The 14432-nt window shown below is 37.6% G+C and carries 12 protein-coding genes, 1 pseudogene and 1 riboswitch; of the genes and pseudogenes, 2 read left to right on the forward strand and 11 right to left on the reverse strand.

What is annotated here, in order from left to right:
* Positions 1-109: 109 nt before the first annotated feature.
* A riboswitch (SAM riboswitch) is annotated at positions 110-222 on the reverse strand.
* Positions 223-296: 74 nt separating this feature from the next.
* The 4 genes from LG329_RS04775 to LG329_RS04790 form a co-directional block, all read right to left on the reverse strand.
* A complete protein-coding gene (locus LG329_RS04775; protein ID WP_404454033.1) occupies positions 297-611 on the reverse strand; it encodes a thioredoxin family protein in 315 nt (104 codons plus the stop codon).
* A gap of 25 nt (positions 612-636) precedes the next feature.
* The gene (locus tag LG329_RS04780) at positions 637-993 is read right to left on the reverse strand and encodes a toprim domain-containing protein (RefSeq protein WP_404454035.1); all 357 of its coding nucleotides are present in this window, start codon (positions 991-993) and stop codon (positions 637-639) included.
* Between the two features lie 230 nt (positions 994-1223).
* A complete protein-coding gene (gene gcvH / locus LG329_RS04785) occupies positions 1224-1607 on the reverse strand; it encodes a glycine cleavage system protein GcvH (RefSeq protein ID WP_404454037.1) in 384 nt (127 codons plus the stop codon).
* A 28-nt stretch (positions 1608-1635) separates the two neighbouring features.
* Positions 1636-1995, reverse strand: a complete 360-nt coding sequence (locus LG329_RS04790; protein ID WP_404456406.1) for an arsenate reductase family protein — start codon at positions 1993-1995, stop codon at positions 1636-1638.
* A 556-nt stretch (positions 1996-2551) separates the two neighbouring features.
* Between LG329_RS04790 and LG329_RS04795 the strand changes: the two genes are divergently transcribed.
* Positions 2552-3196 carry a transcriptional regulator gene (locus tag LG329_RS04795; RefSeq protein WP_404454039.1) on the forward strand — a complete coding sequence of 215 codons (645 nt, stop codon included), beginning with the start codon at positions 2552-2554 and terminating at the stop codon, positions 3194-3196.
* Between the two features lie 256 nt (positions 3197-3452).
* On the opposite strand, the gene LG329_RS04800 is transcribed toward LG329_RS04795, so the two are convergent.
* The 7 genes and pseudogenes from LG329_RS04800 to LG329_RS04830 form a co-directional block, all read right to left on the reverse strand.
* Positions 3453-5237 (reverse strand): acyl-CoA dehydrogenase family protein, encoded by a 1785-nt coding sequence (locus LG329_RS04800; RefSeq protein WP_404454042.1) that lies wholly within the window; start codon positions 5235-5237, stop codon positions 3453-3455.
* 206 nt (positions 5238-5443) lie between these two features.
* Positions 5444-6619 carry an acetyl-CoA C-acetyltransferase gene (locus LG329_RS04805; protein WP_404454045.1) on the reverse strand — a complete coding sequence of 392 codons (1176 nt, stop codon included), beginning with the start codon at positions 6617-6619 and terminating at the stop codon, positions 5444-5446.
* A gap of 19 nt (positions 6620-6638) precedes the next feature.
* Complete coding sequence (locus tag LG329_RS04810; RefSeq protein ID WP_404454048.1) at positions 6639-9038, reverse strand: 3-hydroxyacyl-CoA dehydrogenase NAD-binding domain-containing protein; 2400 nt, start codon at positions 9036-9038, stop codon at positions 6639-6641.
* Positions 9039-9293: 255 nt separating this feature from the next.
* Positions 9294-10211 (reverse strand): proline dehydrogenase family protein, encoded by a 918-nt coding sequence (locus LG329_RS04815; protein ID WP_404454051.1) that lies wholly within the window; start codon positions 10209-10211, stop codon positions 9294-9296.
* A gap of 333 nt (positions 10212-10544) precedes the next feature.
* The gene (gene copZ / locus LG329_RS04820; protein WP_404454053.1) at positions 10545-10751 is read right to left on the reverse strand and encodes a copper chaperone CopZ; all 207 of its coding nucleotides are present in this window, start codon (positions 10749-10751) and stop codon (positions 10545-10547) included.
* Positions 10752-10773: 22 nt separating this feature from the next.
* Positions 10774-12942 (reverse strand): annotated as a pseudogene (locus LG329_RS04825) (heavy metal translocating P-type ATPase); the annotation flags it as partial.
* A gap of 36 nt (positions 12943-12978) precedes the next feature.
* The gene (locus tag LG329_RS04830; RefSeq protein ID WP_404454056.1) at positions 12979-13269 is read right to left on the reverse strand and encodes a metal-sensing transcriptional repressor; all 291 of its coding nucleotides are present in this window, start codon (positions 13267-13269) and stop codon (positions 12979-12981) included.
* 195 nt (positions 13270-13464) lie between these two features.
* Between LG329_RS04830 and LG329_RS04835 the strand changes: the two genes are divergently transcribed.
* Positions 13465-14415 carry a metal ABC transporter solute-binding protein, Zn/Mn family gene (locus LG329_RS04835; protein WP_404454059.1) on the forward strand — a complete coding sequence of 317 codons (951 nt, stop codon included), beginning with the start codon at positions 13465-13467 and terminating at the stop codon, positions 14413-14415.
* The last annotated feature ends 17 nt before the right edge of the window (positions 14416-14432 follow it).

The raw sequence follows: 14432 nt of genomic DNA on the forward strand, positions 1-14432 counted from the left end.
TAGTTGCACTTATACTGATATCCTTAAAAACTTATACTTTCTATCAGTAAAATAAAAAACGCCTTTCTGTAAGAGAACAGAAAGACGTAATAATATTAGTCTTTACGTTCTCTCATCTGTCAAAGCAATTGCTTTGCAGGAGTTAGCACCTTTCAAACGATAATTCGTTTGAAGGTTGCCGCGGTTTCATAGGGCCAGCCCCTCCACCGCTCTAGATAAGAGTGTAAAAGTATTTAATTCGTGTTAAATTATAAATCAAATCGTATCACCTGTTATAACAACTGTCAACAAGAAATTTAATTGTTTGCAAACAGTTTTGGTTCATACTTTAGTAAGTAAGTGTAGATATTTGGAATGGATTGAAATGCATATATCTTTTCTTTTATCTGATGCTGATCCATTATGAGAAGACATGGAACACTTTCTATTTGTGCTTCCTGCATGAATTCAGGGTGTAAGGAAGCGTTCATTTCCAGAAAAATATCCTCATTATGAACCGATTCAATTTGGTTTAGCATCGTTTTTGCCAAATGGCATGTTCCACAAAAAGGAGTATAAATGTATAAAAAATAATGATCTTGTTTTAGTTGTTCATCAGTTATGGGTTGCAATGCTATCACCTTACTACAAAATAATTCAAATCAAAAAAATTGGATTAACATTAATTCGCTTGCCTACTAGTGCAGTCGCAAGTAAAGATTCCGGGGTTGTCGCCACCTCACGAAACTCGCTACTCACATAAATATGTTCAGCGTGAGGAAGTTCTCGTGCAAGTTGTTTTCTAAGTTTCATCCCGGCACTGTCTTCATCTGCAAGGATATATACGTCTTTATTGTCCAAATCATACGTGTCTAAAAGCTCGTCAAATCGAGCCACACCTAAAGTTCCATTTGTACAAATAATCGTAACAGGATCCATGATTATCTTTTCGATTTGTTTTTTATCTGTTAATCCTTCAACAATAATCACTTTGTCAGACTCAGGTGTTATCATGACATATCACTCCTCATGAAATCAAGCAAATAACTCTATACAGTAATTATATGATTGATCAAAAGCGTAAGTGCCCCTATATCGCTGTATGTTCCTTATCCAATGAAGATTTGACGTATTGTCACTGTATACAGATTTATATTTTATACCTTCTCGCTTTATGAATAAGGCTGACTATACCTCCATTTTTATAGGGGCAAGTCAGCCTAAAATACTATTATTTCACGAAATTAATCTTCTTCAATTACTTCTTCATATTTTTCAGGAGATAATAATTCATCAATCTCTGATTCATTAGACAGTTCAACTACAACCATCCATGCTTTTTCGTATGGTGATTCATTAACAAATTCCGGGCTATCTTCAAGGTCTTCGTTAATTTCAACAACTTTCCCGCTCACAGGAGCATATAATTCAGAAACAGTTTTAACTGATTCAACACTACCAAAAGGTTCGTCAGCTTCAATTTCGTCTCCTACTTCAGGAAGTTCAACAAATACGATATCCCCTAATTCAGATTGCGCAAAATCTGTTATACCAATTCGTACTTTGCCATCTTCCTTTTTTACCCATTCGTGTTCCTCTGAATACAATAAGTCTTTTGGTAAGCTCATTACAATCCCTCCGATAATTAGTTCTCTATTATTTTTTCCATGTATGATTAAAGATATCTTCTTTAAATCCAACTGTTACTTTTTCGCCATCTGTTGTAATTGGTCGTTTAATTAGCATACCATCAGACGCTAAAATCTCGGACATTTCCTCGTTTGATGCATTTGCAATTTTATCTTTGATATTTTTTTCACGATAGCTTTTCCCACTTGTGTTAAAAAATTTCTTAGCAGGAAGTTCGCTTTTGTTCATCAGATCTAAAATTGTTTGCTTAGATGGTGTCTGTTCAACAATATGTATACTAGTATAATCGATATTGTTACCGTCTAGCCATTTTTTTGCATTTTTACAAGTGCCACAATTAGGATACCAATAAAATGTTAAAGCCACAAGCATTCCTCCAAACCATTTCAATAAATGCATATTTATTATAGCAAATATTGCCGTGTATGGTCGATTGAAAAGCTGGATTATTTGTATTGCCATCCATTTAACACCCGTAGCCGCAAATAAGAATAGGAAAAAATTATTTTAGATGATATACTGAAAATACTGTTAATAAGCTCCCCCGCAGATCCCTTGTCTATTTTTTTCGTGACTGAAGTTAGATTTTGCCGGGCCGGACACACATTCCGTTAATTCTACAAAACCTTCTATTTTCAACATCTTAACGGACATCAGATCCTTTATTTACTAAAAACCATTACAAAATAACTCCCATATAACCAAATAACGGAATCTAAGTCCGCTTAATCCATCATTCACGTTATTTTCACCAAATAACGGAACCTGTGTCCGCCCAAAACCACAATTCACATCCACGAATTACCTAATCAGGCATTTATCTTCAAGCTTCCTGTACCATCCTTTGCATGATGAATGAAATCCTACTAGTTCCGATATGTACTCAAAAATAGAAAATTAAACAATAGATTGGAGAATAGTAATGCTAAAATTTGACCAAGAATATGAAAAATGGCTACTAAAACAGATTGCCGAAGAAAAAAATCATAGGAGACGTGAATTACTAGAGAAGGGTCTTGGACATGGTACAGTTGAGTTTCTTCGTATAGTTTGGTTTCCTACTGTAGGGAATTTTAATCATTTATACCCGGAATGGGAAGTACGTGATTTCAACAATAGCTATCGTTACCTTGATCTTGCCTACCGATCTGGTGATGCGAAAGGATGTATTGAGATCCAGGGCTATGGACCTCATGCAAGAGATCTTGACGTAAGGCGTTTTAAAGATTTATGTTGGCGCCATTCATTGTTAGCCCTTGATGGGTGGACATTATTACCTATCGCCTACTTATCTATCAAAGATGAGCCTAAAAAATGTCAACAGCTTATACTTGCTTTCATCGGTAAATTTTCCTCAACTAATACACCTTCCCAATTATCCTGGCTTGAAGCAGAAGTTGTGCGATTTGCCCGTCGTGTGCTACGTCCAATAACTCCTCTTGAGATTGCCACACATTTAAGAATAAGTGACCGTCATACTAGACGCATCTTACATAACCTGGTTGATTTACATATTTTAAGCGTTGCAAGTGGAACTCAACGAGCAAGATCGTATAAGCTTAGATGACTGGTAGCTCAACTTTTTAACCTGTCACAGGATCCCTTATTTCCAAGAAAATTCCTATTATACTAGTTTTGCCGGACATAGGTTCCGTTATTAGTGGAGAACCACCGGGTAACAGCAGTTATTTCGTATTATAGCGGAACGTGTGTCCGTTCAACCTAATAATTAGACCCTTTTATACCAAATAGCGGAATCTATGTCCGCTTACAAGTTTAAAAGAGCCACAATCCACAAGATTGCAGCTCTTTCCCGTACAATATTAAACTACATAACGCTCTTCTTTAATAATCGTCGCTGCGATTTCACGTTTCTTTGCAATAACATTAGTTGGCGTATGACGTGTTAACTTACGTAATGATGAAAGCATCATGCGTAGGTTGTCACCTTTTTCAATTGCAATTAATGTTTCTTTTGCATCTGCTTCGACACGGTTGAACGCTTCTTGTACATAAACTTGCGTATATAAAAGCTTTTGTTTATTTTTCTCTTCGCCAGATTTGTTAATTGCTTTTTCCGTGCGAAGAATTGCAGCTTCCATGTTATAAACTTCAGCAGTCATGTCAGCTAAGTTAACTAGAATTTCTTGCTCATTATCTAGTTTTTTCATATACGTTTGCGCTGCAAGGCCAGCACCAAGTAACACCATTTTCTTCGCATTCCTTAATAGATATTTTTCCTGTTCTAATGTTTCTGTACCAACTTCTTCCGGCATCATCATCATTAATTCTTCTTGTAAACTTTGTGCCTTTTGAAGTAATGGTAATTCACCTTTCATTGCTTTTTTCAACAATGTTCCAGGTACGATTAGACGGTTAATTTCGTTTGTCCCTTCAAAAATACGGTTAATACGTGAGTCACGGTACATGCGAGCTACCTCATATTCCTCCATGAAACCATATCCACCATGTAGTTGTACAGCTTCATCAGCAACATAATCGAGACATTCCGTAGCGGTGTACTTGTTCATGGAACATTCGATTTGGTATTCAGCAATTGCCCGAGCTACCTCACGACCATCTTTTAATTGTTCATCGGTTAATGCACCCATACGTTGCTCGAATAGCCCTACTGTACGATATACAGCACTTTCGTTTGCATACGTTCTAGCAGCCATAGTTGCTAGTTTTTCCTGTGTAAGTGAAAAGCTTGAAATTGGTGTATTAAACTGTTTACGTTCGTTCACATATTTAGTAGCTAATTCAATTCCGCGCTTTGACCCGCCGACACCACCGATAGCTAATTTATAACGTCCAACGTTAAGAATATTAAACGCAATAACATGGCCGCGTCCTTTTTCACCTAATAAATTTTCAACAGGCACTTCAGCATCTTCTAAAATTAATGTTCTTGTTGATGAGCTTTTGATTCCCATTTTTTCTTCTTCCTGACCAGTTGAGACACCTGGAAATTCACGTTCTACTATAAAAGCTGAAAAATGCTCACCATCAATTTTCGCGTATACAACGAATACATCGGCAAATGCTGAGTTTGTAATCCATTGTTTTTCACCATTTAAAATATAATGCGTTCCTGCCTCATTTAATTTAGCAGTTGTTTTTGCTCCTAATGCATCAGACCCTGAAGATGGCTCTGTTAATGCATAGGCTGCCAACAATTCACCTGTTGCAAGCTTTGGTAAATATTTTTCTTTTTGCTGGTCGTTTCCAAAAAATACAATTGGTAGCGAACCGATACCAACGTGTGCACCGTGTGTTACTGAAAAACCACCTGCACGCGAAAACTTCTCGGTAATCAAGGAAGAGCTAATTTTGTCTAGTGCCAATCCACCGTATTCCTCTGGTACATCAGCACCTAGTAAACCGAGTTCTCCAGCTTTTTTCAACAAATCCACTGAATGTTCGAATTCATGATTTTCTAGATTTTCAACTTTCGGTAAAACTTCACCGACAACAAAATCTTCAGTAGTTTTTGCAATCATTTTGTGTTCATCTGTAAAATCCTCTGGTGTAATGACATCATCAGCGGTCAAGTCCTCAACTAAAAATGCGCCACCTTTAAAGATTTTTTCTTTTGTATCGCTCATATTTAATGTCCCCTTTATAATGGAATAAATAGTGAAGGCTTTATTAGTAAAGATCGTTGTTATTTAGGTTGTTATATTCCGCAGTGGAAATATACTCCCTTTCCGTGGGAGTCTCGCATATTTCCACTGCTGGTGAGCATTAATTTCAAATACAGATTTTTTAATATCAACAAAATTTATAATAAAGCCTGAGTGAAAAAGACCAATTAAAGTAATTCAAATACTCCTGCAGCTCCCATTCCGCCACCGATACACATGGTTACGACACCATATTGTACATTACGGCGTTTCATTTCATGGATAAGGCTTAAGGTTAACTTTGTACCTGTACATCCGAGTGGGTGTCCAAGTGCGATTGCTCCACCATTTACATTTACTTTATCTATATCTAAATCAAGTCCTTGGATGACACGTACTGCTTGTGCTGCGAACGCTTCGTTTAGTTCAAATAATCCAATGTCAGAGAGCTGTAACCCAGCAATCTTAAGTGCTTTCGGTACTGCTTCAATTGGACCTACACCCATAATTTCCGGTTCAACACCAGCAACAGCAAATGAACGGAATTTCACGAGTGGCACCAATCCTTCTGCCTCTGCCTTTTCGCGGTCCATCACAAGAACGGAAGCTGCACCATCGCTCATTTGTGAAGAATTCCCTGCTGTCACAGATCCCTTCACATTAAAGGCTGGACGAAGCTTTGCGAGAACATCCTCTGTTGTCCCCGGACGAACACCTTCATCCATTTCAAACATGCTTGAATTTTCTTCAATTTTATTATTTTTACCTACGAAACGCTGTGTCACTTCAACCGGTACAATCTCATCTTTAAATCTACCTTCTTGGATTGCCCTTCCTGCATTTTCATGACTACGAACTGCAAAAGCATCCTGATCTGCACGAGAAATATTGAAGCGATTTGCCACTTCTTCTGCTGTATGGCCCATTGACATGTAATAGCCTGGAGCATCTTGAACAAGCTTTGTATTCGGCTTAATCACATGACCGCCCATTGGAACAAGACTCATCGATTCAGCTCCACCGGCGATGGCAGTATCACTTGCCCCAATCATAATTTTTTCCGCTGCATACGCGATACTTTGTAATCCTGAAGAACAGAATCGATTAATGGTAATTCCAGGCACGGTTGTTTCTAATCCAGCCAGGCCGACAATGTTACGTGCCATATTTGCTCCTTGTTCAGCTTCTGGCATAGCACATCCGATTATAACGTCATCAATATTTCCATCATAATTGCCAGCGCGTTTTAACGTTTCTTTAATGGTTAACGCTGCTAAATCATCTGGTCTTGTATTTGCGAGTGATCCTTTTTTTGCTCTGCCTACAGGGGTTCTTGCACCTGCAACAATAACTGCTTCCTTCACATTACTTCCCCCTCTTCAATTAGTTACGTAATGGTTTTCCTTTTACTAACATGTGTTGCATCCGTTGTTGTGTTTTCGGTTCACCAATTAGGCTTAAGAATGCTTCACGCTCTAAATCTAGTAAAACTTGTTCATCGACAAGTGTTCCCTCTTTAATTCGTCCTCCTGATAAAACATATGCAAGCTTCTCAGCGATTTTCACATCGTAATCTGATGCATATCCACTCATTTGTAATGCTTTTGCACCCATTAGCATTGCCGCGTATCCGGAATCACCAACAACCGGTACCTTTTCACGTTTTGGAGCCTGATAGCCTGCATTTGCAAGGGCTAGCACTTTCTGTTTTGCATCATGTAATAAGTGATCTGGATTTACACTAATGCCATCCTGACTGTTTAAGTAGCCATTCTCGCGAGCTTCAGCAGCCGATGTAGATACTTTTGCTGTAGCTACCTTTTCAAATACATCATTCGCTACTTTTGTTAGATCAAAATTAACACCTTTTGGTAGATTACGTAGTTGTTTCAGGTAAAGCTCCTTCGTTCCACCACCGCCAGGGATAAGTCCGACGCCAAACTCCACTAGTCCCATATATGTCTCAGCTGAAGCTTGAATTGCTGCCGCTGGTAACGACACCTCTGCTCCTCCACCAAGTGCCATATTGAATGGTGCAGCAACGACAGGCTTATTTGAATACTTAATATTCATTCCTACATTTTGAAACTGTTTTACAACCATGTCTAATTCAAAAAAGTTATCGTCCTGTGCTTCAAATAACATTAAAGCAAGGTTTGCACCGACAGAGAAATTCTTTCCTTGATTACCAATAACAAGTCCGCGGTAATTTTTGTCGACTTCTTCCAATGCGTAATTTACCATTTGCATTGTATCTAGACCGATTGCATTACTTTTTGAATGAAACTCTAGTCCAGCAACACCATCGCCTAAATCTATTAAACTAGCACCGGCATTACTTTTAATTACGCCATTTACATCTTTTAAACGCTTTAAATTAATTTCTTTTTTGTTAAACGTTTGCTGTTTATATTCGCCATTATCATAGTAATAAACATTACCATTCTCGGTTTTATAGAATGTTTCATTTCCATCTTCTAATAGCTTAAGCACCCATTTAGGAACTGTTTCCCCTTCTTCTTGCATGCGTTCTACTGATTTACGAACACCAATCGCATCCCACATTTCGAATGGTCCGAGTTCCCAGCCGAATCCCCAGCGCATTGCCTGGTCAATAGAAACAATATCATCAGCAATTTCGCTAAGTAACTCTGCTGAATAGATTAATGCAGGTTTGGAAATTGACCACACTAGATCACTAGCTTTATCACCTTTAGCTGATACAAGCGCTTTCAATTTTCGGCGAGTTCCTTTTTCTTGCTTCGCCATTTCCGTTGCAGCTGTTTTTAACTTTTTGCGATCTTCGTATTCTAGTGTCTCAGGATTCAATTCATAAATCGTACTACCGTTTTTATCTTTTTTCTTCAAGAAAAATCCTTGGCCGCTTTTTGCTCCTAGCCACCCATTTTCTTGCATTTTCAGAAGAAATTCAGGTACATCAAATACTTCTTTTTCTTTACCGTCGACTTGATCATATACATTCTTTGCTACATGGATAAAAGTATCAAGTCCCACTACATCGAGCGTCCGGAATGTTGCACTCTTTGGACGTCCAATCATTGGACCAGTCACTGAATCTACTTCACCAACACTGTACCCACCTTTAAGCATTTCCTGTACAGTTACAAGAAGTCCATACGTACCGATTCTGTTTGCAATAAAATTAGGCGTATCTTTTGCTTCTACAACACCTTTTCCCAGTACATCTTCACCAAACGTTTTCATAAATGCCAAAACCTCTGGATCAGTATTTTTTGTTGGGATAACTTCAAGTAATTTCAGATAACGTGCTGGGTTGAAAAAATGTGTACCAAGGAAATGCTTTTGAAAGTCTTCTGAACGATCAGCAGCCATATCTTCTACTGAAATTCCTGATGTATTGGAGCTTACAACCGTTCCTTCTTTTCGGTATTTATCTACATTTGCAAATACCTTTTTCTTAATATCTAAATTTTCCACGACGACTTCTATAATCCAATCAACGTCGCTTAGTTTTTCCATATCGTCATCCATATTGCCAATCTCGATTAAGTCCAGACTACTTTTCGATGTGATTGGTGATGGCTTTTGTTTTAAAAGTGCCTTTTTACTTTGTGCTGCAATTCGATTTCGAACCGCACGATCTTCTAATGTTAATCCCTTTTTCTCTTCATCGTTTGTTAACTCGCGTGGTGCAATGTCGAGCATAATTGTTGGTATACCTACATTAGCCAAGTGGGCAGCAATTCCAGTCCCCATGACACCAGAGCCTAATACCGCGGCACGCTTGATTGTTTGCTTCATGTTATATCCCCCTATCTTCATTTGAATGAATACTCATTCATTTTTAATCCTAAAAATAAAAGATAGTTGCCTATCCGTCTACTTATACTATATATTAAAGTCAGACATTTCGCAATAAATATTTATGAAAATTTTAGAATTTATTTTGAGTTTTATTTCATCTTAGGTTGGTATGGCTGAAGTCACAAATTGCCATCCCTTCTTACAAGTTTGATTGATAAATAGAATAGGGCGCCTTTTTAGACACCCTTATCATCATTTTTTAAATACGCCTTTTAATACAAACATTACGTTCGCTGGACGCTCAGCTAAGCGACGCATATTGTAGCCAAACCAGTCATTACCATATGGTACATATACACGTACTTTGTATCCTTCCTTCATCAACTTATCCTGTAAATCTTTCCTAATACCAAAGAGCATTTGATACTCAAATTGATCACGGGACAATTCAAGCTCTTTTTCTAGTTGTTTCACATAGCTGATAATCGCTTCATCATGCGTTGCAATCGCTGTATAGTTACCATTTAATAAGTTCATCTTAATGATTTTCTTATAATTATCATCCACATCTTTTTTCAGAGGATATGCCACTTCTGGCGCTTCTTTATAAGCACCTTTAACAAGTCGCAGATATGGATCATATTCATTTAACTCGGTGATATCATCTTCTGTTTCATATAAGTATGCTTGTAGAACTGTACCAAGATTCTCGTAATCTTTTTTCAATTCTTTAAAAATATTTAAGGTTTGTCTATGACGCTCATAATCTTCCATATCAATAGTAACGGTAACATTATGCTTCTTTCCAGCATCCAAGATTCTACGCATGTTCTCCATTACTAGCTCTTCAGACACATCCAACCCCATTGAGGTCAATTTTAATGAAACTTGTGAATCTAAATTCTTTTCATCTATTATTTCAATTGCATGAACACACTCATCAGCAGACTCTCTTGCCTCTTTTTCATTGTCAATAAACTCACCTAAGTGATCGATAGTTACCACATAACCCATGTCATTAATTTCCTTGATTTTCGTTGCTGCATGATCGATATCAACACCAGCTACAAAACGTGAAGCCCCAAATTTGAAGCCATATTTTTTCGCAAGTCGTGTAAGCGTTTTATTTTTCGACAAAAATAAAAAGAAATTACGCATTAGTTGTTCCACGTCTATTACCCCCAATAATAAATCTTTTGTACTATATAATATTTACTACAGTTTCTATAGTTTATCATCTTTTTACAAAAAGGAGTATATTTTTTTATGACAAAATATACTTTTTAATTTGCGGACTGTTAGTAGTAAGAACAACCGTCCAGTCGCTTTTAAAGCAGGACACCTGCAATAGCATATTTTTGACTTTTGGCTGGAAAACTCGACTAACGAAAACGAGTCGAAAGTGCTATATCTACCATTCTGGAAAGGTGGGTCATAAGGCTAACGTTTATCTTTCTTATCTGCCAAAAAAAGCCGGTTCCCATACGAGAACCAGCTTATCATTTATGCTACTACATCATAACCTTGTTCTTCTACTGCTTCACGCATGTCAGAAATTGACACTTTTGAATCGTCATAGCTAACATCCACTTTCCCTGCACTCAAGTGGACCTCAACAGTTGTGACGCCTGTTAGCCCTTCTAATGCACCTTTTACAGCTTTTTCACAATGACCACATGTCATTCCTCGAACATCTATAGTTGTTTGCATGAATAATCCCTCTTTCTATTTTTTATAATTTAACCCGCTTCAATCTTAGCGAGTTGGTAACAACACTTACAGAGCTGAACGCCATTGCTGCACCAGCAATCCATGGAGCTAATAAGCCTATAGCGGCAATCGGAATCCCAGCACTGTTATAGGCAAAAGCCCAAAATAAATTTTGTCTAATATTTCGGATCGTAGCATCACTTAATCGGATTGCTTTTGGAATTAGTGATAACTCACCGCCAAGGATTGTGACATCTGCGGCTTCGATGGCAATTTCAGTTCCAGTACCAATGGCTATCCCAATGTCAGCAATAGCTAATGCTGGTGCATCATTGATTCCATCACCTACCATTGCCACTATTTTACCTTTTTGTTGTATACTTTTCACTTTATCCGCTTTTTCCTCTGGTAAAACCTGTGCAAAAACCTGATGAATACCAACCTGACTTGCGATTGCCTTTGCGGTGCGTTCATTATCCCCAGTTAGCATGAAAATCTCAAGACCCTGGTCTTTCAACTGTTTAATCGCATCTATTGCAGACTCCTTAATTGTATCCGCAACAGCAACAATTCCACGATAATCACCATTTACCGAAATCAGCATTGCCGTTTTCCCGCTTTTCTCATAGTCAACTAGCTGGTCTTCTGCTTTTGATATTTCTATCCCATTTTCAATCATAAGCTTTCTTGTTCCAACCAATATACGATTCCCATCAACTTTTGCAATAATGCCGTGTCCAGGTATCGCATTAAATACTTCTGTTTCAATTAATTCAATACCCTTTTCAGTCGCATAGGAAACAATTGCTTCTGCTAAAGGATGCTCTGATCCTTTTTCAGCACTTGCCAAAAGTTGTAATGCTTCCTGATCTCCTATAAAGTCTGTAACTTCAGGTTTTCCTTTTGTAATAGTACCTGTTTTATCAAAAACAATAGCATTCAATTTATGTGTACGCTCTAAATGTTCTCCGCCTTTAAAAAGAATGCCATGTTCAGCTGCTTTTCCGGTGCCAACCATAATGGAGGTTGGAGTAGCTAAACCTAAAGCACATGGACATGCGATGACTAATACAGCAATTGCAACGGTTAATGCTGCCTCAAAGTTTCCTGGCGATACGAGTGTAATCCACACGATAAAGGTCACTACAGCAATGCCAACAACTATAGGAACAAAATACCCGGATATTATATCAGCCAAACGCTGAATTGGAGCCTTTGAACCTTGTGCGTCTTCTACCGCTTTTATTATAGATGCCAAAGCGGTGTCTTTGCCAACCTTTGTTGTCTCAATTTCTATTGATCCATTTTTATTTATTGTCGCCCCAATTACATTGGATTCAATAGTTTTCTCAACAGGTATGGACTCACCAGTAATCATTGATTCATCAATTGAAGTTTTACCTTTTTTCACGATACCGTCTACCGGTATTTTCTCACCCGGTTTTACGACAATTCGTTCTCCAACAACTACTTCCTCTGCCGGAATCATTACCTCTTCATTGTTTCGAATCACACGCGCCTGTTTGGCCTGCAAATTAAGCAGCTTAGAAATTGCATGCGTTGTTTTTCCCTTTGCACTTGTTTCTAAATATTTTCCAACTAAGATTAGCGTAATCAAAATTGCACTTGTCTCAAAATATAAATGAGGCATATAGTTTGGATTGCCAATTGTTTTTAAAGACTCGTATAAACTGTAAAAGTAGGCAGCGCTAGTTCCCAACGCAACAAGAACATCCATGTTGGCACTCTTGTTTCGTAAATTTTTATAGGCACCAACATAAAATTGCCAACCAATAATAAATTGGACTGGTGTAGCTAAGGCAAACTGAAACCATGGATTCATCATAATCCCAGGTATATCTACACCCTGAAAATGATTTAACATTGTTGCTAAAAGTGGAATGGAAAGTATAGCTGAAATTATTAACTTAATCCGCATACCCTTCAGTTGTTTTTCCTTATACTTTTGTTTATTTTCCTCATCGGCCCTTGCCTTTGCATCGTAGCCCAGCTTTTGAATCTTTCCAATCATATCAGCTGGCGTAATTAGATTCGATTTGTATTCAATAGTAGCAGTTTCATTTGCTAGGTTAACCGATGCTTGCTGAACACCATCCTGCTTATTCAATACTTTCTCAATCCTGGTCGAACATGCTGCACACGTCATTCCAAAAACATCGAATTCCGTCTTAATATGCTGTGTATCACTCATGTTTTATCCCTCCGATCACTTGGAAAGTTGCTTCATAACTTCCATTAATTCATCAATAGCTTCATTACCATTACCTGATTGAACAGCATCACTGACACAATGCTTTGTATGTCGTTCCATCATAGTAAAACCAACCTTCTTTAACGCGGCATTAATCGCACTAATCTGCACAAGAACATCTACACAATAACGATCTTCTTCCACCATTTTTTGAATGCCACGAACTTGCCCCTCGATACGTTTTAAACGGTTAACTACTGCTTGCTTCTCCTCATTAGTTCTTGGTGTCACAGGTTTCTTTTCCATCTACATCACGTCCTTTATGTTTATACTTATACTATACCCCCCTATCGTATAAATGTCAACAAACTAACCTTTCCTTATGTAACTGAATAAAACTCAAGTAATCATGACAAACTAAAATCGTAATCATTACTGTTTACAAATCGTAATCATTACGATATGATATTTTAGGTAATCAAGTTTGAGGAGGAAACGTTTTTGAGAAAGTTTAGCACTTTTCTATCATTATTATTACTATCACTTATAATAGCTGGCTGTAGCTCAACATCTTCTGAAGGAGATAAGCAAGCCGGTATGACAATCTATACATCGATTTATCCAATTCAATATGCCACTGAACGTATTGGCAGCGATACAGTAAATGTTGAGTCTGTTTACCCTCCTGGTGTTGATGCACATACATACGAACCAACATCAAAGGAAATGACATCCATCGCGACAAGTGATGCATTCATCTTTCTTGGCGCAGGTATGGAAGGTTTTGCAGAAACTGCTGCAGATGCATTAAAACCTGAGGATGTAGCATTGATTGAACTTGGTACACATGAAGAACTTTTTCACACAGAAGAAAGTGAGAACGAAGACGATCATGCTGATGAACAGTCAAACGACGGGCATAATCACGGTGATCACAATCCACACATCTGGCTAGATCCGACACGAATGATTGATATAGCTGGCATAATAAAAGGTGAATTAATAGAACTAAATCCAGATAAAAAGGAGCTTTATATAAAGAACTTTCTATCATTAAAAAAGGATTTACTTGCATTGGATAAAAAATTCCAAGAAACCCTACAAAAAAAGAAAGATAAAAAAATCCTAGTATCACATGCAGCATATAGTTACTGGGAAGAACGGTATGGAATTGAACAAATTGCTATTAGTGGTTTAACATCAAGTGATGAACCATCACAAAAAGAACTAACCAAAATAATTGATAAGGCAAAGAAATATAACATGGATTATGTTATTTTTGAACAAAATGGTTCTGACCGAGTTTCTAAAATCATTCAGAAGCAGATTGGTGCCAAGGCTCTTCAAATTCATAATCTCTCTGTTTTAACAGAGGAAGATATAAAAAATGATAAAGATTATTTTTCCTTGATGGAGCAGAACTTAAACGTGTTAGATAAAGCAACAAATTAAGAAAGCAAGGTGGTCTA

This window comes from Virgibacillus necropolis, from assembly GCF_044793635.1.
Taxonomy (GTDB): Bacteria; Bacillota; Bacilli; order Bacillales; family Amphibacillaceae; genus Virgibacillus_F; species Virgibacillus_F necropolis_A.

What these genes read in the sequence shown, in the direction of transcription:
- LG329_RS04780 (WP_404454035.1), bottom strand. Translation starts at nt 993, where the DNA reads ATGATAACACCTGAGTCTGACAAAGTGATTATTGTTGAAGGATTAACA.
- gcvH (WP_404454037.1), bottom strand. Translation starts at nt 1,607, where the DNA reads ATGAGCTTACCAAAAGACTTATTGTATTCAGAGGAACACGAATGGGTA.
- LG329_RS04795 (WP_404454039.1), top strand. Translation starts at nt 2,552, where the DNA reads ATGCTAAAATTTGACCAAGAATATGAAAAATGGCTACTAAAACAGATT.
- LG329_RS04800 (WP_404454042.1), bottom strand. Translation starts at nt 5,237, where the DNA reads ATGAGCGATACAAAAGAAAAAATCTTTAAAGGTGGCGCATTTTTAGTT.
- LG329_RS04810 (WP_404454048.1), bottom strand. Translation starts at nt 9,038, where the DNA reads ATGAAGCAAACAATCAAGCGTGCCGCGGTATTAGGCTCTGGTGTCATG.
- copZ (WP_404454053.1), bottom strand. Translation starts at nt 10,751, where the DNA reads ATGCAAACAACTATAGATGTTCGAGGAATGACATGTGGTCATTGTGAA.
- LG329_RS04830 (WP_404454056.1), bottom strand. Translation starts at nt 13,269, where the DNA reads ATGGAAAAGAAACCTGTGACACCAAGAACTAATGAGGAGAAGCAAGCA.